General features: G+C 71.5%; 18 protein-coding genes. 4 read left to right on the top strand and 14 right to left on the bottom strand.

Features of this window, described 5'->3' with window-relative positions:
* Window positions 1-8 precede the first annotated feature (8 nt).
* The 5 genes from ABD211_RS15840 to ABD211_RS15820 are packed head-to-tail and all read right to left on the bottom strand — an operon-like array spanning window position 9 to window position 5,057.
* Entirely contained in the window at window positions 9-1,127 is a 1,119-nt protein-coding gene (locus ABD211_RS15840) for a DegT/DnrJ/EryC1/StrS family aminotransferase (RefSeq protein ID WP_344131619.1), read from the bottom strand.
* 12 nt (window positions 1,128-1,139) lie between these two features.
* The gene (locus tag ABD211_RS15835) at window positions 1,140-1,808 is read right to left on the bottom strand and encodes an acetyltransferase (protein WP_344131616.1); all 669 of its coding nucleotides are present in this window, start codon (window positions 1,806-1,808) and stop codon (window positions 1,140-1,142) included.
* Complete coding sequence (locus tag ABD211_RS15830) at window positions 1,805-2,944, bottom strand: DegT/DnrJ/EryC1/StrS family aminotransferase (RefSeq protein ID WP_344131613.1); 1,140 nt, start codon at window positions 2,942-2,944, stop codon at window positions 1,805-1,807. Before ABD211_RS15830 ends, ABD211_RS15835 begins: the two co-directional genes overlap by 4 nt.
* A complete protein-coding gene (locus ABD211_RS15825) occupies window positions 2,941-3,936 on the bottom strand; it encodes an NAD-dependent epimerase/dehydratase family protein (protein WP_344131610.1) in 996 nt (331 codons plus the stop codon). Before ABD211_RS15825 ends, ABD211_RS15830 begins: the two co-directional genes overlap by 4 nt.
* Window positions 3,933-5,057, bottom strand: coding sequence for a Gfo/Idh/MocA family protein (locus ABD211_RS15820; RefSeq protein ID WP_344131607.1), 1,125 nt, complete (start codon window positions 5,055-5,057; stop codon window positions 3,933-3,935). The genes ABD211_RS15825 and ABD211_RS15820 overlap by 4 nt, the downstream gene beginning before the upstream one ends.
* A 220-nt stretch (window positions 5,058-5,277) precedes the next feature.
* Here ABD211_RS15820 and ABD211_RS15815 point away from each other — a divergent pair, with 220 nt between their 5' ends.
* The gene (locus tag ABD211_RS15815) at window positions 5,278-5,901 is read left to right on the top strand and encodes an acyltransferase (RefSeq protein ID WP_344131692.1); all 624 of its coding nucleotides are present in this window, start codon (window positions 5,278-5,280) and stop codon (window positions 5,899-5,901) included.
* Between the two features lie 45 nt (window positions 5,902-5,946).
* Here ABD211_RS15815 and ABD211_RS15810 read toward each other — a convergent pair whose 3' ends face one another.
* The 4 genes from ABD211_RS15810 to ABD211_RS15795 all read right to left on the bottom strand — a co-directional run bounded on the left by ABD211_RS15810 (window position 5,947) and on the right by ABD211_RS15795 (window position 10,706).
* The gene (locus ABD211_RS15810) at window positions 5,947-7,251 is read right to left on the bottom strand and encodes a hypothetical protein (protein WP_344131604.1); all 1,305 of its coding nucleotides are present in this window, start codon (window positions 7,249-7,251) and stop codon (window positions 5,947-5,949) included.
* 77 nt (window positions 7,252-7,328) lie between these two features.
* Window positions 7,329-8,627, bottom strand: coding sequence for an O-antigen ligase family protein (locus ABD211_RS15805; protein ID WP_344131601.1), 1,299 nt, complete (start codon window positions 8,625-8,627; stop codon window positions 7,329-7,331).
* A gap of 71 nt (window positions 8,628-8,698) precedes the next feature.
* A complete protein-coding gene (locus tag ABD211_RS15800) occupies window positions 8,699-9,637 on the bottom strand; it encodes a YveK family protein (RefSeq protein WP_344131598.1) in 939 nt (312 codons plus the stop codon).
* Between the two features lie 187 nt (window positions 9,638-9,824).
* Window positions 9,825-10,706 carry a glycosyltransferase family 2 protein gene (locus ABD211_RS15795; RefSeq protein WP_344131595.1) on the bottom strand — a complete coding sequence of 294 codons (882 nt, stop codon included), beginning with the start codon at window positions 10,704-10,706 and terminating at the stop codon, window positions 9,825-9,827.
* Between the two features lie 168 nt (window positions 10,707-10,874).
* Between ABD211_RS15795 and ABD211_RS15790 the strand changes: the two genes are divergently transcribed.
* A complete protein-coding gene (locus ABD211_RS15790; RefSeq protein ID WP_344131592.1) occupies window positions 10,875-11,927 on the top strand; it encodes a WecB/TagA/CpsF family glycosyltransferase in 1,053 nt (350 codons plus the stop codon).
* 220 nt (window positions 11,928-12,147) lie between these two features.
* Here ABD211_RS15790 and ABD211_RS15785 read toward each other — a convergent pair whose 3' ends face one another.
* The 5 genes from ABD211_RS15785 to ABD211_RS15765 all read right to left on the bottom strand — a co-directional run bounded on the left by ABD211_RS15785 (window position 12,148) and on the right by ABD211_RS15765 (window position 16,623).
* Complete coding sequence (locus ABD211_RS15785; protein WP_425560421.1) at window positions 12,148-12,936, bottom strand: alpha/beta hydrolase; 789 nt, start codon at window positions 12,934-12,936, stop codon at window positions 12,148-12,150.
* Window positions 12,933-13,259: a hypothetical protein gene (locus ABD211_RS15780; RefSeq protein ID WP_344131586.1), complete on the bottom strand. Its 327-nt coding sequence runs from the start codon at window positions 13,257-13,259 to the stop codon at window positions 12,933-12,935. The genes ABD211_RS15785 and ABD211_RS15780 overlap by 4 nt, the downstream gene beginning before the upstream one ends.
* A 10-nt stretch (window positions 13,260-13,269) precedes the next feature.
* Window positions 13,270-14,916, bottom strand: coding sequence for a 3-hydroxyacyl-CoA dehydrogenase family protein (locus tag ABD211_RS15775; protein ID WP_344131583.1), 1,647 nt, complete (start codon window positions 14,914-14,916; stop codon window positions 13,270-13,272).
* A 64-nt stretch (window positions 14,917-14,980) separates the two neighbouring features.
* Entirely contained in the window at window positions 14,981-15,442 is a 462-nt protein-coding gene (locus ABD211_RS15770) for an SAM-dependent methyltransferase (protein ID WP_344131580.1), read from the bottom strand.
* Window positions 15,439-16,623: a phosphotransferase family protein gene (locus tag ABD211_RS15765; protein WP_344131578.1), complete on the bottom strand. Its 1,185-nt coding sequence runs from the start codon at window positions 16,621-16,623 to the stop codon at window positions 15,439-15,441. The genes ABD211_RS15770 and ABD211_RS15765 overlap by 4 nt, the downstream gene beginning before the upstream one ends.
* A gap of 92 nt (window positions 16,624-16,715) precedes the next feature.
* On the opposite strand from ABD211_RS15765, the gene ABD211_RS15760 reads away from it, so the two are divergent.
* Window positions 16,716-17,447, top strand: a complete 732-nt coding sequence (locus ABD211_RS15760; RefSeq protein WP_344131575.1) for an SDR family NAD(P)-dependent oxidoreductase — start codon at window positions 16,716-16,718, stop codon at window positions 17,445-17,447.
* A 28-nt stretch (window positions 17,448-17,475) separates the two neighbouring features.
* Window positions 17,476-18,981 (top strand): aldehyde dehydrogenase family protein, encoded by a 1,506-nt coding sequence (locus ABD211_RS15755; RefSeq protein WP_344131572.1) that lies wholly within the window; start codon window positions 17,476-17,478, stop codon window positions 18,979-18,981.
* Window positions 18,982-19,072 lie beyond the last annotated feature (91 nt).

Here is a 19,072-nt window from a genome sequence, read left to right as displayed (position 1 = left end):
CGGAAGCCTCAGCCCAGCGCCGCCCGCAGCGCCGTCGCCACAGCCTCCTGCTGGTCGGCCGTGATCTGCGGGAAGAGCGGCAGGGACAGGATCTCGTTGGCGGCGGCCTCGGCATGCGGGAAGGCCCCCTCGCGGTAGCCCAACCCCGCGTAGGCCGGGGTCAGGTGCACCGGGAACGGGTAGTGGATGCCCGCGCCGATGCCGGCCGCGTTGAGCTTGCCGAGCACCTCGTCGCGCCGCGCCGCGGTGCCGTCACCGGGCACCCGCACCACGTACAGGTGCCAGACGTGCTCGTTGCCCTCAAGGGTCACGGGGCGCACGACGTCGAGGTCGGCGAGCAGCTCGTCGTAGCGGGCGGCGGCGACCCGGCGGGCGGCGTTCCACGCGGCCAGGCGGGTCAGTTTGGCGCGCAGCACGACCGCCTGCAGGCCGTCGAGGCGGCTGTTCATGCCGATGATGTCGTGCACGTACTTCTTGAGGCCGCCGTGGTTGCCCAACGTGCGCACGGTGGTGGCGAGCGCCTCGTCGTCGGTGGTGACCGCGCCCGCGTCGCCGTACGCGCCGAGGTTCTTGCCCGGGTAGAAGCTGGTCGAGGCGATGCCGCCGGCGCCCGCGGTCCTGCCGAAGCGGGTCGCGCCCTGCGACTGCGCGCCGTCCTCCATGATCAGGATGCCCTCGGTGCCGGCGAGCCCGTCGCGCAGCCGCTCGACGGGGGCGAGCTGGCCGTACAGGTGCACCGGCACGATCGCCTTCGTGCCGCCGTCCACGGCGGACAGCGCGGCGTCGGTGTCCATGAGGTAGGTCTCGGGGTCCATGTCGACCAGCACGATGCGCGCGCCCGTACGGGCGGCCGCGCCGGCCGTCGCGATGAACGTGTTGGCCGGCAGGATCACCTCGTCGCCCGGCTTGACGCCCGCGGCGAGCAGCGCCAGCTCGATCGCGTCGGTGCCGTTGGCCACGCCGACGGTGTGCGCGACGCCGGAGAACGCCGAGTACTCCCGCTCGAAGGCCGCGACCTCCTCGCCGCCGACGAACGCGGTGTTCTCCATGACGCGCTTGAACCCGATGGCGACCTCCTCGGCCACCTCCGCGTGCTGCGCCTTCAGGTCTACGAGGGGGATGGACACGGTTGCTGACTCCTAATCTGGCAGTTCGAAGGAAACGTCTCGTAGCCGGCGCGCGGGCGCGCCCACCCACACCTCGCCGGCGGGGACGTCGCCGAGGACGACCGAGCCCATGCCGACCTGCGACCACGCTCCGATGTGGACCCCTTCACGCAGCAGCGCGCCGGAGCCGAGGTAGGCGCCCTCGCCGAGGACGGCGCCCCCGCCGACCCGCACCCCGGAGGCGATCGTCACGTAGTCGCCCACCTCGTCGTCGTGGGTGAGCACCGCGTGCGGCATCACCGCCACGTGGGACCCGACGGTCACGTCGGCGGTCAGCACGACCCCGGCGAGCAGCACGCTGCCCGGCCCGACGAGCGCGCCGGCCCCGACGGAGGCGGTGGGGTGCACGATCGTGGCGTAGCGCCCGGCCGGCAGGTCGAGCCGCTCCACGAGCCGGCGGCGCGAGGTGTAGTCGCGCGGGTTGCCGACGCAGACCACGACGTCCGCGTCGGGCAGGTCCGCCAGTGCCTTCAGGCCGCCGATGATCTCCACACCCGTGCGGTACGTCCCATGAAGCGCCTCGTTGTCGTCAAGGTAGCCGAGCAGCCGCCAGGTCGGGGTCGCCGCGTTAACGGCAGCCACGACGCTGGCGGTCTCGCGGGCGAAGCCGCCCGCCCCGACGATGACGAGGTCGCGGGTCATCGACTCGCCAGCTTGCGCAGCACCGCGACGACGTGGTCCTGGTCGTCGTCGGTGAGCGCGTGGTGCACCGGCAGGATGAGCGACCCACGGGTGATCCGCTCCGTGTTGGGCAGGTCGACGTGCGGGTGACCGGCGTACGCGGGCTCCAGGTGCGAGGCCATGATGCCCCGACGGGCCGAGACGCCGTTGGCGGCCAACTCGGCGAGCGCCTCGTCGCGGGTCGCCCCGAACGACGGCTCGAAGAGCACCCAGAACGACTGGTAGTTCGTGGTGCCGTAGGCCGGGTCGCGCACCGGGACGAGCCCGTCGATGTCGGCGAGCAGCTCCTGGTAGCGCTGCGCGATCGCGCGGCGCTGGGCCACGATCCCGTCGAGCCGGCCGAGCTGCACCAGGCCGACCGCGGCCTGGATGTCCGTCATCCGGTAGTTGTAGGCGGTCTCCAGATACGCCTCGAGCACCGGCTGCGCGCTGGCGTGCCGGTCGGCGGCGGAGACGTTCATGCCGTGCTCGCGCAGCCGGCGCAGCCGGACGGCCACCTCGGCGTCGTCCACGGTGACCATGCCGCCCTCGCCCGTGGTGATGAGCTTGCGCGGGTGGAACGACCAGGCCGAGATGAGCGAGCCGGCCCCGACCGGCTCCCCGTACGCGGTGGAGCCGGCGCCGCAGGCGGCGTCCTCGACGAGCGGGATGCCCCACTCCGCGGCCGCCGCGCGCAGCGCGCGGGTGTCGAACGGCACGCCGCCCTGGTGCACCGCGACGATCGCGCGGGTGCGCCCGGTGCGCACCGCGTCGGTCGTCTCGACGCTCAGGTTGCCGGTGGCCAGCTCGACGTCGGCGAAGACCGGGACGGCGCCCACGTAGCGGGCGGCGTTGGCGGTCGCGATGAACGACAGCGACGGCACGATGACCTCGTCACCGGCCTGCACGCCAGCCGCGATGAGCGCGAGGTGCAGACCGGTGGTGCAGGAGCTGACGGCCACGCCGTGCTCGGCGCCCACGAGGGCGGCGAACCGCTTCTCGAACTCGGCGACCCGGGGACCCTGCGCGACCCAACCGGAGCGGACCGCCTCGGCGGCCGCCTGCGCCTCCTCCTCACCGAGGAGGGGGATCATCACCGGGATCTTGCGCTCGCTCATGCTCCGACCTGCTCAACGCCGGCCGCGCGCTCCGCGCGCCACCAGTCGACCAGGCTTTGCAGGCCCTCGTGCAGGCCGAGCTCGGCGCGGAAGCCGAGCTTCTCGGCGGCCGCGTCGGTGGAGGCCAGGCGGCGGGTGACGCCGTTGACGGCGCGGGCCGGGCCGTGCTCGGGCGCCAGGTCGGACTTCATCACCTCGGACAGCGCGGCGGCCAGCTCCTTGAGGCTGGTCTCCTCGCCGCTGGCGATGTTGAACACCTCGTCGGTGAGGTCGGCCTCGGCCGCCAGGATGTTGGCGCGGGCGATGTCGATGACGTTGACGAAGTCCATCGTCTGCAGGCCGTCGCCGAGGATCAGCGGCGGGGTGCCCGACTCGATGCGCTCCATCCAGCGGATGAGCACCTCGGTGTAGAGGCCGTAGATGTCCATCCGGGGGCCGTACACGTTGAAGTAGCGCAGCGCGACGTAGTCCAGGTCGTACATCGACTTGAAGCTGCGCAGCATGCCCTCGTTGAACGCCTTCGCCGCGCCGTAGAACGTGTCGTTGTTGTACGGGTGGTGGCGCTCGGTGGTCGGGAACTCCTCGGCCAGGCCGTAGACCGACGCCGACGAGGACGCGATGACCTTCTTCACACCGGCCTGCTGGGCCGCCTCCAGCACGTTGAACGTGCCGTCGACGAGCACCTCGTTGGCCAGCCGCGGCTCCTCCGCGCACTGGGTGATACGGATCGCGGCGAGGTGGAAGACCAGGTCCTTGCCCTCGGTCAGCTCGCGCACCAGGGCGGCGTCGCGGATGTCGCCCTCGACGACGCGCACCGGACCGTTCTCGACGGCCCACGCGATGTTGGCCTGCCGGCCGCGGACGAAGTTGTCCAGGACGACGACCTCGGCCGCACCGCCGCGGACCAGCAGGTCCACCACGTGCGAGCCGATCGTGCCGGCGCCACCGGTGACCAGGGCGCGGGAGCCGGAAATGGGAACAGCAGCGGTCATCGGGCACTCTCCAGGGGGGTCGTCGCGAGTTTTCCGGAGAAGCGCTTTTCTTCGGAGGAAAATCCGCGACTAAGCGGTATAGCGGCACCACCGTCGGCGAGACTACGCGACGCGGCTTCGAGGATCTCCAGAACCCGCAGGCCAGCGCGGCCGTCGGTGAGCGAGGGGATGCCGGTGTGGATGGCCTCCGCGAACGCGTTGACCATCTGGCCGAGCGCCTCCTTCTCCACCAGCGCCGGCGCGATCATGTCGCCCGAGCGGTAGGAGACCTGCATCGAGCGGCGCTCGTCCACGCCCAGCTCATCGGGGGTGGCGACGTCGACGCCCCGGTCGTAGATGCCGATGCGCTGGGTCGGGTTGAGGTCGTCCCAGACCAGCGTCCGCTTGGAGCCGCCGACGATCGTCGTGCGCACCTTGATCGGCGACAGCCAGTTCACGTGGATGTGGGCGATGGCACCGGTGTTGAGCGCCAGCGTGAGATATCCCACGCAGGAGTTCCCGGCCCCGATCGGGTCGGCGCCGTGCGCGCTCACCGACACCGGGTGGACGCCGTCGGGCAGCACGAAGTCGATGATGGACAGGTCGTGCGGCGCGAGGTCCCAGATGACGTCGATGTCGCGCTGCACGAGGCCGAGGTTGATGCGGACCGAGTCGAGGTAGTGCAGCTCGCCCAGCTCGCCCGAGTGCAGCGCCTCGCGGATGCGCGTCACCGCGGGCGTGTAGCAGTACGTGTGGTCGCACATGACCGTCAGGCCGCGGTCCTCCGCCTCGGTGACCAGCTTCAAGCCGTCGGCGTACGTCGCGGCGAGCGGCTTCTCCACGAGCACGTGCTTGCCGGCGCGCAGCGCCTTCAGCGCCACCTCCAGATGCGTGCCCGCCGGGGTGGCGATCGCCACAGCGCCCACGCGTGGGTCCGCCAGCACGGCATCCAGGTCGTTGGTCGCCTCGACCGTCGAGTACGCGCCGAGCACCTTGCGGGCGCGCGCCACGTCGAGGTCGACGACCGAGGTGAGCCGGAATGCGGCCGAGCCGGAGAAGTTGCGCACCAGGTTCGGGCCCCAGTAGCCGGCGCCGACGACGGCGATGCCGATCGGCTCGCGGTCGGCAGACGGAGAAGTCACTGATCCTCGCAGGAAATCGGGGGTGGCAGCGGCGACGCCGTGGCGGGTCTTCCGGACGACCGCGGCAAACGCGCGTGGCCGGGCGCAGTGGCGCCCGACTCTGGCAAGCTACCGCCCGCCACACGCGCGACGAAGCGGATGACGGATTTGCGGCAGACAGGCCCCGCCCAACAGGGAATTCGTTGCCGTTCAGGTAGCGTGCCGACGACACGACGTGACCATGAGACCCTGGAGTACGGCCATGACCCACGCCCCCACAGTGCGGATCGCCCCCAGCGCGGATGTTGACGAACGGGCCTCGGTCGGCGCCGGCACGTCGGTGTGGCATCTGGCACAGATCCGCGAGGACGCCGAGGTCGGCGAGAACTGCAACATCGGCCGCGGCGCGTACGTCGGCCCCGGGGTGCGCCTCGGCAGCAATGTGAAGCTACAGAACTACGCCCTGGTCTACGAGCCGGCGCAGCTCGGCGACGGCGTGTTCATCGGGCCGGCGGCCGTGCTCACCAACGACGAGTACCCCCGCGCTGTCACGCCGGACGGGCGGCTCAAGTCCGGTGCCGACTGGCACGCCGTCGGCGTGCTGGTGGGCGAGGGCGCCGCGATCGGTGCCCGCGCCGTCTGCGTGGCTCCGGTGCGGGTCGGGCGGTGGGCGCTCGTCGCCGCGGGCGCGGTGGTCACCAAGGACGTCCCGGACTACGCGCTCGTCGTCGGCGTGCCCGCGCGCCGCGTGGGTTGGGTCGGCCGGGCGGGCGTGCCGCTGGAGGCCACCGGCGAGGGCCGCTTCCGCTGCCCGACCACCGGCGCCGAGTACGTCGATACGGACGGACAGCTCGCCGAGGCCTGACGTGCGGGACGGCGGCCGGCCCGCACAGCCGGCCGCCGTCCACGGTCACGTGAGGCCGCAGCTGGACCCGCCGTCGACGCGGTAGATGTGCACCGCGTTGCCATCGGCGAAGTCGTCGGTGAACATCCCGGTGATCATCTGGAGCGTGCGGTTCTCGTCGAGCACCGTGACGGTGGCGTTGCCGACGCAGGGCAGCGAGAGCGTCGCCTTGCCCCCGGCGGCTTCGGCGGAACCGGCCAGGATGTAGAAGTGCCCGTCGTGCCACTTCACCGAGGCGTCGACGCCGTTCGGCGCGTTCAGCACGCCGTCGGCGAAGGGCGCGTTGAGCACCGGCGCCAGCGCCGCGATGCGCTTGTTGACGGCGGTCACGGCCGCCCGGTTGGCCGCGTAGCAGGGCTCGCGCAGGGCATGCTGGCTGCGGCAGTCACCGTAGAAACTGTGGTTGAAGTACATGATGCCCCGGGCGCCGTTTATGATCATGCTCCACACCGCGGCCGTGATCTGCTCCGGCTTGATCATGGGAGCGCCTTCGCTCGGCTGCCCGACCTCGACGAAGCCCCACACCGGCTTGCTGTTCGCCGGCTTGATCATGGACCGGACCTTCTCCACGACGAATCCGTAGTTGGCGGCGCGCCGGCAGGTCGCCTTGTCCAGGTCCTGGCCTTCGAAGATCGTCCCGCCCTCCCCGTGACCGCAGACGTTCTGGTCGGTGAACCAGTAGATGTCCGTGGAGACGACATCGGAGAAGGTGTTGACGAAGTGCTCGGCCTCGCCCTCGTCGAGCCAGAACAGCACGCCCTTGCCGTAGTTCGCGAAGCGCAACCGCTTGTCCTTCGGCAGCTCCGCGCGCTGCTTGTTGAGCAGGCTGTAGCCGCAGTCGGTCTGTCCCGACACGCAGATGTCGCCCTCGCCCGGGAAGTTGCCGGTCCACTTGCCGTTGCCGCCGCCCGCCCACATGTCGACCTCGTCGGCGAGCAGCCAGCCGACGGTCTCCTTGCCGTGATCGTCGCCGGCCTCGCTGGGGATGGCGTACATCTTGCCGTCCGCGATGGCCTGGAAGTTGGAGTCCGCGGTCAGTTCGACATAGGAGTTGAGGCCCGCCTCCTTGTCGACCCGCACGTCGTCGGCGCTGGCGACGCTCTCGTACCAGACCGCGATCGGGAAGAAGCCCGGATCGGTCGGCAGCCCGGGCGAGAACTTGGCGTAGTAGTCCGGACCGCCATCGACCGGGACCAGAACCGCGCCCGAGCCGCCGGGCTGCGCCCGGCCGTCGTTGGGTGTCGACCCCGGCTTCTTCGGCTCGGAGCCGCACGCGGCCACGACGAACAGCAGGAGAATCCCGATGGTCACACGTGCTTTGGCGCGGCGTGGGTGTCGCCCCAGCATTCGACAAACCTCCTATTGGAACGGTTCCACCAACCGCCGCGCTACTGACCCTGCTGCAGCACACCAGCCGTACGCACTGCCCGACGGGGGTGGGTCAGTCGCCAGACGGTCCCGCAGAAACCGATAAGAATGGCGAGCATCGATGAGTACGTCGTAAAGCTCAGCGAGTCGAACGTGAACGCCGCGAACAGGGCCACGAACTGGATCGACAGCAGGGCCGCGCACAGCTCGCGGTCGGCCTGCGTCGCCGCACGCCGCAGGGCCTTGTAGGCCATCCAGGCCGCTACCGCGTGCAACGCGAGCATGGCGGCGACGCCGGCCAGGCCATTGGTCAACGCGGTGGAGAACCATTGATTGTCCAGGTACTGGTACATGGGAGAGACCCAGGTGCCGGTGCCGCGACCGAGCCAGGGCCGCTCCACGAAGTACTCAGCGACCATGTCGTACCGGTCGGTGCGCGAGCTGATGCTGGTGTCCTGCCCCGCCTGGGTGAACATCTCCACCAGCGTCCGCATCAGCTCGGGTTTGGCGGCGACGGCGGCCGCGATCGCGCCGATGCCGAGCACCAGCATGTTCCACCGCGTGCGCCAGTCCCAGACCAGCATCATGAAGATGAACACCATGCCGGCCGCGACGATCGCGGTGCGCGACACCGTCGTCGGGATGCCCGCGCCGATCACCAGCGTGAGCAGGCCCATGCGCAGCTTCTCGTTGCGGGTCTTCGCCAGGCGCAGGAAACAGACGGCGACGGGCAACGCCATCGCCATCAGCGTGCCGAACTCGATGTAGTGGCCGGTGGTGCTCGCCACCCGGAGGCCGTCGCCGCGGCCGGTCAGGTCGGGCACCCAGCCCTTCTCCTGCAGGCCGGGCACGATCAGATACTGGGTGACGTCCGTGAACGTCGCGTACTGGATGAGGCCGACCAGCGCGATGAAGCCGCAGCACCAGATGAAGGCCCGCAGCACGGCCCGCAGCTGCCCCCAGTTGGGGATGCCGTCGGCGGCGACCAGGATCAGGCCGAGAAAGGCCGCGTCGAGCAGGAGCCACCGGTCGGCCGAGTTGCTCTCGACCGTGGTCAGTCCGCGCAGCGAGCCGACCGCGTAGCCGATGAGCACGACGACGAAGAAGAACAGGACGACCCACCGGATGGGTTGTGGCCCCACCTGCACCAGATGCGGATTGAGCCGGGTCAGCACCCACCAGACGAACAGGAGCATGCCGACGACAGTGGCCGGCCGGCCGACGTCCGTGAGGCCCGGCACGATGAGCCGGGCCGGGAACAACGACAGCAGAGCGAACGTGACGATCAGCAGCAACCCCGTGCCGAGACGCGTACGCATCCGACGCGTCCGGTACGTCCGATCAGAAAGCCGCGACGGCTCCAGATCGACTGGATGCACCGCCGCAGAGGTCACTGATCTTTCCCTTTTCCGGCGGCCCAACGCCCGCCCGCGAGCGGCAGCACGATCGTCTCGTCCTCCGGCGCCCGCGCGCTGCTGTCGTGGTCAGCGGTCGGGTCAACGTCCAGCATGACCGGGACGCTGGACGCCGGCGGCTTGTCGACGGAGACATACTGCAGGTTGAGGACCGAGGTCTCATCCGCCGCCCGGGCCGCGGCGTCCGCGCCGGGCAGGGCGTATGTCTGCGGCTGGGGCGCCGAGAGGGCCGGCAGCGCCACCCCGCCGGGCATCGCGCCCAGCGTCGGCGCGTGCGGGGCGACACGCTCGATGTTCGCGGCCGCGCGGCGGCGCAGGAGGGCGTCGAACGCGACGGTGAGTGCGATGGTGAGCAGAATGCCCGCGACGCCGATGACCACGCCGGCGCGGACGACCTTCGTGTTGCTCTTGACCAATGTGTCACCGGACACGAGACGCTCGCTGCTGATCATACCCTGGGCCTTCACCCCGCGGCTGCGCTGCATGTCCGCGATCCGCTGGTTGAGCAGGTTCGCGAGCTGGTCCACTGTCGCGTTCGCCTTGGTCGGGGAGTCGCCGACCACCTCGATGGTGACGAGGGGCGCGAAGTCGCTGTTCGTGACGGTGTAGGTCTTGCTGAGCCCTGCGGCCTTGAGGCCGTCCTCGGTCGCCTTGCCCTGCAGGCTCAGCGAGGCGGCCCGCATCAGGGCGTCGAGACCCAGATCGACATACGGGTTCTGGTAGTTCTTCTCCTGCGAGGGCAGGATGTTGCTCGGTGCGGGGTTCGGCGGAATCAGCTGCACGCTCGTCGTCGCGATGTAGTCGGGCTTGACGTCCTGCAGAATGAACACCGTGGCTAGTCCGGTGATGACCAGCAACGGCGCGGTGATCGACCACCGTCTGGCCAGAAGCTTAGCCAGGTCCCAGAAGTCCACTGTCTTTCCTCTCCACTGACGTGCAAACATCTCTGCCGCAATACGCTACGGGCCGCCTGAGTCTCCAATGACCCGTCAACCCTGCGCAAGCCAGCACAGACTGCCCCGTTGACGCCAATGACCTGCGACAACGATACGACGTAAGGATGCTGATCCGATCGGGTCGGCGGGTCGGCATCCCGACAGCTCAGCGCACCTCGCCTGCCGGTTCGGGCGCGCCACTCTCCGGCCTACCCCATCCGGCTCGCGGTGTCCAGTTCGGCGACCGTCGGCGCCGGGCGGCCAGCGCCGTCATCGCGACGTAGCAGACGGCGGCCGGCCACAGCCTGGGCGCCGGCAGCACGACATCGCGCAGCCAGGACGTCGACGACGAGCCCTTGACCGGATCGGCGAGAAGTTGCTGCGGCTCGCCTTCCGCCCGCGCCCAGGCCTGGAACTGCTCGTTGCCCTCGCGGGCCCGGGCCAGCCGGTTGACCAGGTCGTTGGCGCTGCGCGGCGCGGGCACCCGGACCGGCACGTCCACTTCGCGCTTGGCGTCCGCCGCGACGACCGCGTCCAGGAAGAGGTCGTCCGCGATGATGTCCGGGAACTCGTCGAAGCGCTCACGGACGGACCGCGAGATGGCGATGACGCCGCGCCCGAACAGTCGACCCCGGAAGACCGGCAGCTGCGCGTTGACGTCGTAGTAGGCCCGCACCAGCCAGGAGCTGTGGTCGACGTCCACCACGGGGCGCGGCACCGCGGCGTGCACGCCGGGCGTGGCGAGCGCCTCGCCGAGTGCGCGGACGGCCTGCGGCGCGAGCGCGATGTCGGCGTCGAGGTAGATGCGCGGCCAGCCGGTCGCGACCTCTTCGGCGGCGTTGATGGCCGCGGTCTTGGACGCCTTCTCGATCTCCACGACTTTGACGCCGAAGCCACGGGCGACATCGGCCGTGCGGTCGCGGCAGCCGTTCGCCGCGACGATCACCTCGATGTCAGGGCCGAAGTCAGGTGCGTGCACGAGAGCCCGCAACGTCTCGGCGATCCCGGCCTCTTCGTTGTAGGCAGGGATGATCACAGTGATAGGCATGTCCGTCCCGGGGGTCGATCGGAGCGATGCTCATGTTCACCGCATCCGCGCCGGAGCGACAACCCGACGAACGGCCACGGGCTCTATCGAGTAGCCGACACCGCATCGGTTCACATCCCGCCTGAACTGGCCTGCCAGCAGCACCGATCAGCCCGGTAGGGTGATCGGATGCGGGACGTGACGGGCGCGGGAAGCGCGATGGTCCAGACGACGCCGCCACGACGCCGCGTCAACCTCTACGGCGTGCAGTTCGACGCCGTCACCGAAGGCGATGTCATCGCGATGGTGCGGGCTGACCTGTCCCAGGGGCGGGGCGGCCGCATCATCACGCCCAATGTGGACATTCTGCGGCGCGCCGCGAAAGAGCCCGAGGCACGTGCCCACATCGAGGCCTCCACCGTCGTCGTCGCCGACGGCACGCCGCTCATCTGGGCAGCCCGCCTCGCGGGCAAGGCACTACCCGCCCGGGTTCCCGGCTCCGATCTCATCTGGAGCCTCAACGAGGCCGCCGCGCTGGACGGGCGATCGGTCTACCTGCTCGGCGGTGAGCCGGGCACCGCCGAGATCGCTGTCGAGGTGCTGCGGCGCCGCTTCGCCGGCATCCGCATCGCCGGCCACATGAGCCCACCCTTCGGCTTCGACACCCGCCCCGAGGAGTACGCGCAGATCTGCGCCGACGTGGCCGCCACCCAGCCGGACATCATCTTTGTCGGGTTGGGCTTCCCGAAGCAGGAGCGGGTCATCGCCCGGCTACGGGAGAGCCTGCCGCAGACGTGGTTCATGGGCTGCGGCGCGGCCATCGGCTTCGTCGCGGGCGTGCACTCGCGGGCGCCCGGGTGGATGCAGCGCAGCGGGCTGGAGTGGGTCCACCGGTTGGGCCGGGAGCCGCGCCGGCTCGCTCGCCGCTACCTGTTGCACGACACCCCGTTCGCCGTCCGCCTGCTCAGCCGCAGTCTCGTGGAACGACTCATCCGCGGCGACGGCGCGAAGACGCCGACGCCACGTCCGGTGCCGACGCCACGTTCGGCGCCGGCACCCGCCGGCCACGCGAGCGGGGCCGTCAGCGTGCCGACGCCACCGCCGGTGCCAGTGCCCCGGCAGCGGGGTGAGGCGGTCGGCATCGCGCGGCCCTACCTGACCGCGCCGCCCGCCGACGGTGACACCACACGGGCGAGAGGCGTCATCCGGGTGGCCCCACCGTCCGATGGGCCCACCCCGTAGAACCCACTGTGGACCCGCCGACGTATGGACTGTTACGTGCGGAACTCAGTGCCCCGGAACACGCGCAATGACCCAAAGGTCGGCTGCTCCGGCCCGTCCGCCGTCACGTCACATTCCGGCAGTGCGCAAAACGTGCGGCATAGGTTCCACAGCATTTCAGCATTCGTGCGGTGACCCATCGCTGCGACTCAGTAACCCCACGCTCACGTGGTGGTAGGCCTCAGCCCGCCGGTGGCAACGTAACGTCGGTGAAGGCCGCGACCGTACGGTCGGCGTACGCGCTGGCGTCGCCCGCCTCCATGGGGCCGTCCCACTCGCGCGGCAACGGCGCGCGACCCGGTGCCACCCGGCGCACGACCTCGTCGAGCACCGTCTCCGCGTCGCCGACCCACAGGTGCTTCGCCCCCGGTACGCCGATGACCTCGGCCTGCGGGATGGCCGCGAACCGCGTGGTCGCCTCCGCCGGCCGCAGGTAGTCGTCGAACTCGGGCACCAGCGCCACCACCGGTTTGCCCGACGACGCCCAGACGGCGAGGTCGGCGTCGACGGCCGAGCGCAGGGGCGGGGAGAGCAGGATCGCGCCCACCACGCCGGGCTCGCAGCCGTAGCGCAGGGTCAGGTCCGTGCCGAACGACCAGCCCAGCAGCCACACGGACGGCAGGTCGGCGAACTCCGCGTACTCGATCGCGGCGGCGACGTCGAAGCGCTCCCCCACGCCGCCGTCGAAGGCGCCCTGCGAGGTGCCGCGCACGCTGGTCGTGCCCCGGGTGTTGAACCGCAGCACGGCCAGGTCGGCTAGCGCTGGCAACCGCCAGGCGGCCTTGCGCAGCACGTGGCTGTCCATCATGCCGCCGTGGGTGGGCAGCGGGTGCAGGCAGACCAGCGTCGCCACCGGCGGCCTGTCGGCCGGCAGCGCCAGCTCGCCCACGAGGGTCAGGCCGTCGGCCGTGTGCAGCTCGATGTCCTCGCGCCGGGCGGGCAGGATGGAGTTCGCGCGGATCGTCGTCACGTCCGCCATGATCCCGCAGTCCCCCGGCCGTCGCGTCGGGTGGGTCCGCGCCGGTCCCGGGCCCGCCAGCAGGCCGTGTGCCAGTGACGTCGGTCACCCAGGTCGCCGCGCCCGTCGGCCGGCCAGGCCACGACGTGCGCCACCCCGGGGGCGATCTCGTGGTCACAGCCCGGGCACCGGTACGCCTTCACGGCCGCGCCCGCCGGCACCGTGCGAACCGCCCACTCGCCGTCGGTCCACTGCTGGACGGCGGGCAGGCCGCGCCGGGCCCGCTCCTCGTCGAGCGGGCCGGTGTCGTCAATCCGGCGATGTCGACGGGGCATGCCGCCAAGGTTAACCGCGCAGGCCGCCACCTGACTTGTGACCCAGACGACCGGCCGTCACGAGCTGGCGCAGCAGCGGGGCGGGCGAAAGGTCCGGATCCCTGGCGTAGGAGTAGATGTTGTTCTGGATCGTCAGCGACGTGTCGAGGCCGACGGCGTCGAGCAGCGCGATCGGCCCGAGCGGGTACCCGCAGCCGAGCGTCATCGCGTGGTCGATGTCGTCGGCGGTGGCGTAACCGGCCTCCAGCATGGCGACGGCGTCGTTGAGGTACGGGAAGAGCAGGCCGTTCGTGATGAACCCGGCCCGGTCGCCGCACTCGACGACGCGTTTGCCCAGCGTGCGCCCCAGCGACCGCGCGACCGCCACGACGCCCGGCCAGGTGCGCACGGTGCGGACCACCTCGATCACCGGCGCGCTGGCCGGGTGCATGAAGTGCAGGCCGACCACGTCCCCCGGCCGCTTGGTCGCCATCGCGCAGTCGAGCACGGACAGGCTGGCCGTCGTGGTCGCGAGCACCGTGCCCGGCCGGCATACGGAGTCCAGCTCCGCGAAGACGGCGCGCTTGACCGCCGGGTCCTCGGTCACCGCCTCGATGACGACGTCCACTTCGGAGAAGCCGGCATAGCCGCCGCGCCCCGCCGTCGTGACCACGGTCAGCCCGGCGTCGCGCAGCGTGGCGGCGATGCCCGTCGCCATGGCGCCCGACCCGACCACGCCCACCGTGCCGGCGAAGGGCTCGGCGTCCGGCTGGGGCAGGGGCGTCAGCTCGTCGGCCACCACCGTGCCCGACCCGGCCCGCTCGTACGCATAGAAGCCCTGGCCGCTCTTGCGGCCCAGCCGACCGGCTGTGACGAGCTGGCGCAGCATCGGCGCGGCCGCGTGCCGGCGGTGCCGACCGCCGCGCTCCCACATGGTGTCGAGCACCTCGACGGCGGTGTCGAGCCCGATGAGGTCCAGCAGCTCCAACGGCCCCATCGGCAGCCCGCCGCTCACGCTCATGGCGACGTCGATGTCCTCCCGGGAGGCGTACCCGTCCGCGTACATCCGCACGGCGTCGTTGAGGTAGCCGAAGAGCAGCCAGTTCGCCACGAAGCCGGCCCGGTCGGTGACGCTCACGGCCGTCTTGCCGAGCCGCTCGCACAGGCCCACCACGGCGGCGGTGACGGCCGGGTCGGTGACCACTGTGGACACGACCTCGACCAGGCGCATCACCGGCGCGGGGTTGAAGAAGTGCACGCCGATGACGCGGGCGCCCCGGCCCGTCGCCGCCCCCACGTCGGTGACCGACAGCGAGCTGGTGTTGGTGGCGAGGATCGTGCCGGGCGCGCAGACCCGGTCCAGGTCCGCGAAGATCCTCCGCTTCAGATCCAGACGCTCGGGTACGGCCTCGACGACGAGATCCGCGTCGGCCAGCCCGTCCAGGCCGACGGCGAAGGTGACCCGGCCCAGCAGCGCGTCCCGGTCCCCGGCGGACAGCCGGCCGCGCGCGACGGCCCGCTCGGTGGACCGCGACAGGATCGCCCGGCCGCGCTCGAGCGCCTCGTCGGACACCTCGACGGCGACCACGTCGAGCCCGCTGCGCGCGAGCACCTCGACGATCCCGGCCCCCATGGTGCCGAGGCCGACCACGCCCACCTTGTTGATCTCGTGCGCCACGCCGCGCCTCCCGTCGTCACCGCCCGCCCAGCGGGCCCCGACGTGAGTCTGCCATCCCTACTTGTCAGTAATAATCGCGCATCAGGTCCTCGACCCAGGCAGGTTCCCGCAGGTCCCCGCGCGGACCGAAGCCGGCCATGTACGGCTTGACGTCGAGCACCGGCGTGCCGTCGATCGCGTCGAGCCCGCCCACGACCAGGTCGAGCCCGTTGACCGCGAGCAGGTTGCAGCGCGAGACGCCGATGCGGTTGGGTCGCTGGCGACCCCGCTGCGCGAAGATGCCCACGAGCGGCCAGTCGGGGTTGCCGCGCGGCCGGCGGGCGCCGTACTCGATGGTGTCCGGGTCGACCCGGTCAAAGAAGTACACGACCTCCAGGTGCGAGAAGTCGCTCAGCCCGGCGGTCGCGTCCGCGGTGAAACGGTCGGACCGAATGCGGATGATCGCGGTCTCGGGCGCCCAGTGGTCGTTGTAGGGCTCGGTGCGCCCGCCGATCACCTGCCCGACGGGCTCCACACTGATGCTCACGGCGACACCTCGAACAGCTCCGCGGCGCGGGTCAGCCAGCGGCCGACGTCGTCGGCGTGGTACGGGTGCTCGTCCGGCTCGATGCCCGCGAGGAAGTCGGCGTAGACGGCGGCGAGCCGCAGCGCCTCCACCGGCCGCAGCAGCTCGACGCTGGTGCGCGGGTCGCTGCCCGGCACCTCGGCCCGCCAGCGCGCGGCCCACTCGTCGATCACGATGGCCGCCTCGTCGGCCGCCATGCGGTCGGTCAGCCGGAGCACATCGAACCCGGGCTGCCCGATGAACGAGTCGCCCCAGTCGATGATCGTGCGCGCGTCGCCGCCGATGACGTTGCCCGGGTGCAGGTCGCCGTGGACGAGCGTGTCGGGCAGGCCGCACGCCGCCACCCGGTCCAGCCGGTCAGCCAGGCCGTCGACGAGGGCGCGCAGCCGCGGGTCCGGCGTGCCGTAGGACTCGACGACCCTGGTGAGGTAGGCGAGCAACTGCGGCCGGCGCCGGTCGGGCACGCCGTCCGCCAGCAGGTGGGGCACGCTGTCGATGGCGGCGAGCTGCAGATAGTGCAGGTCGTCGGCGATCTGGCGGCGGGTCTCGACGCCCGCGCCGTAGAGGTCGTCGCCCTCGACGTGGGCGAGCAGCATGCGGGCGTCCTCCGCGACGAGCAGCGGCGTCACCCGCTTGCTGCCGGCGGCCCAGGTGAGCACGGCCGGCTCGTGGGCGAAGAAGCTCGGCACCTGCTTGAGCCAGTAGGGCCCGGTGGGGGTGGACAGCCGCCAGACGGTCGACAGGTTCCAGGTGCGCTGCTGGACGGCCCCGGTCACCGGGCCCCGGCCGCGCTCGTCTAGCGCGCGGGCCGCCCAGGCGAGGGTCTCGGCCGGGCCGCCGGGGTGGGCGTAGGCGGCGCGCAGCGGGTGCGGGGCGAGGTCCACCTGGGCGGGGGCGAAGGTCACCGCGGGCGCGGGCGACAGCAGCTGGCCCAGGTAGGTGACCTGGCCGCCGGCGGCGTCCGCGCCGTCGTCGGCCCGCAGCAGGCGCAGGACCGCGAGGTCCAGGCCGAAGCGGTCGCGCGCGGCGGTCTGGATCTCGGATGTTTCCGGCCAGAACGGAACGGACACGTCGAAGGCCGGCAGCTCCCCGAGGAGGTGGCCTTCCTCATCGATAACGATCAGCGTGACGGTACGGGACACGGTGACCGACATTAGGCGATCCGCGCCGGTCACGGGTGCCGGGGGCCGGGGGCGGTGACGTCTCACGTCTATTGATCTCTTACAGTCACGGCGTGCGGTCAGTTCTGATCACGGGGGTTTCGAAGGGCCTGGGCTCGGCCTTCTTCGAGGAGTTCGTCGGCGCCGGGGACCGGGTGCTGGCCATCGGCCGGCGCTTCACCGAGAACCAGTACGCGCGCGAGCGCGCCGAGCCGCAGCGTATCCGGCTGCGCGTGACCGACCTGGCGTACCCGGCCTCGTTGCCCACCGCCGCCGAGCTCGCCTCGTTCGTGCACGGGGCGTCGGAGATCATCCTGATCCACAACGCGGCCACGGTGCGCCCCATCGGCGCGATCGGCACGCTGCCGCCCGACCAGGTCGCCTACGCCGCGTCGGTCAACTTCGTGGCGCCGATCCTGCTGACGAACGCGCTGCTGGCCACCGGGGTGATCCGCCCGACGGGCGAGGGCGCCGGCGCGGCCGCGGTGCCGCTGACCGTGCTGTTCATCTCGTCCGCCGCCGCGCACCGGCCGGTCGGCGGCTGGGCGGTCTACGCCGCCACCAAGCGCGGCGCCGAGGCGTTCTTCGACGGCCTGAGCGCGCAGCACGCCGAGGACGGCCGGGTGCGCGTCATCAACATCAACCCCGGCGTCATGGACACCGAGATGCAGGAACAACTTCGCGAGTACGCCAAAAGCGGGGTGTACTTCCCCGACGGCGAGCGCTTCGTGAGCCTGCACACCCACCGCGAGCTCCCGCACCCGCTCGAAGTGGCCCGAAAGATCATCGCGGACACCCTGCACTGAGGGCCTACCGATCGGTAGCATCCGGGCTATGAGCGCCGTCCCCCTCATCCCCGGCGTGCCCGTCATCGAAGACGGCACGCTGACCTCCACCAACCCGGTCACCGGCGCCGTCGTCGGCACATTCCCCGTAGCCGGCGCCGAGGACCTCGCGGCCGCGGTCGCCGGCGCGCGCGAGGCCGGCGCGTGGTGGCGCAGGCTGGGCTTCGACGGCCGGCGCGAGCGCCTGCTGCGCTGGGCCGGCGCGATCGCCCGCCGGCTGCCGGAACTCACCGCGCTCATGCACGCCGAGGGCGGCAAGCCGGTCGCCGACGCCACCGTCGAGGCGGCCGCGGCGCTGGAGCACCTGGCGTGGGCGGCGAAGAACGCCCGGCGCGTGCTGCGGCTGCGCCGCCAGCGCGGCTCCATCATGCTCGCCGAGTTCTCGGCCTGGCTCGAATACCAGCCGTACGGGGTCGTCGGCGTCATCGGCCCGTGGAACTACCCCATCCACACCCCCATGGGGTCGCTGGCCTACGCGCTCGCCGCCGGCAACGCGGTCGTCTTCAAACCCAGCGAGTACACCCCGGCGATCGCCGACTGGTACGTGCAGCGCTTCGCCGAGGTGGTGCCGGAGCAGCCCGTACTCCAGATTGTCTTCGGCGGCGGGGAGACCGGCGCCGCGCTCGTGGCCTCGGGGGTCGACAAGGTCGCGTTCACCGGGTCCACCGCCACCGGCAAGAAGATCATGGCGGCCTGCGCCGAGACGCTGACGCCGGTGCTGCTGGAGTGCGGCGGCAAGGACGCGATGATCGTCGACAGCGACGCCGACCTGGACGCCGCCGCCGACGCCTGCTGCTGGGGCGCACTCACCAACGCGGGCCAGGCATGCGTGAGCATCGAGCGGGCGTACGTGGTGGCCCCGGTCTACGACGCGTTCCTCGACAAGCTCGTCGGGCGCGTGTCGAAGCTGCGGGTCGGCGGCGACGCCGACGCGGACCTCGGCCCGATCACCATGCCCGGGCAGATCGACATCATCGCCCGGCACATCGACGACGCGCTGTCGCGCGGCGGGCGGGCCGTCGTCGGCGGACGCGAGGCGGTCCAGCCGCCGTTCGTGCACCCGACGATCCTGGTCGACGTCCCGCAGGACTCGACGGCCATCACGGAGGAGACGTTCGGGCCGACGCTGACGGTCACGAAGGTGGCGGACGCGGACGAGGCGGTGCGCCTGGCCAACGCGACGTCCTACGGCCTGGGCGGCGCCGTGTTCGGCAGGGCACGGGCGCTGTCGCTGGCCCGCCGCATGCGCTCGGGCATGACCGCCGTCAACGGCACGCTGTCGTTCGCCGGCATGGGCTCGCTGCCCTTCGGCGGTACGGGCGACTCCGGCATCGGGCGCATCCACGGCGCCGACGGCCTGCGCGAGTTCGCCCGCCCCAAGGCCATCACGAAACGCCGCGCCCCGTCCCTGATCCCCTCGACGACGTTCGACCGCACCCCCACGGACACGTCCCGCATCGTCAAGATCGTCCGCCTCCTCCACCGCCACCGCTGACCCACCCGCGCGGCACTTCCCGCCCCGCCGGTCTTCGGAATCAATCTTGGGACGAAACACGCGGATATCCGCGTGTTTCGTCCCAAGATTA

The organism is Luedemannella flava, from assembly GCF_039528515.1.
Lineage (GTDB): Bacteria > Actinomycetota > Actinomycetes > Mycobacteriales > Micromonosporaceae > Luedemannella > Luedemannella flava.
The sequence above is the reverse complement of the archived record's forward strand: the minus strand, read 5'-3'. Positions and strand labels throughout refer to the sequence as shown.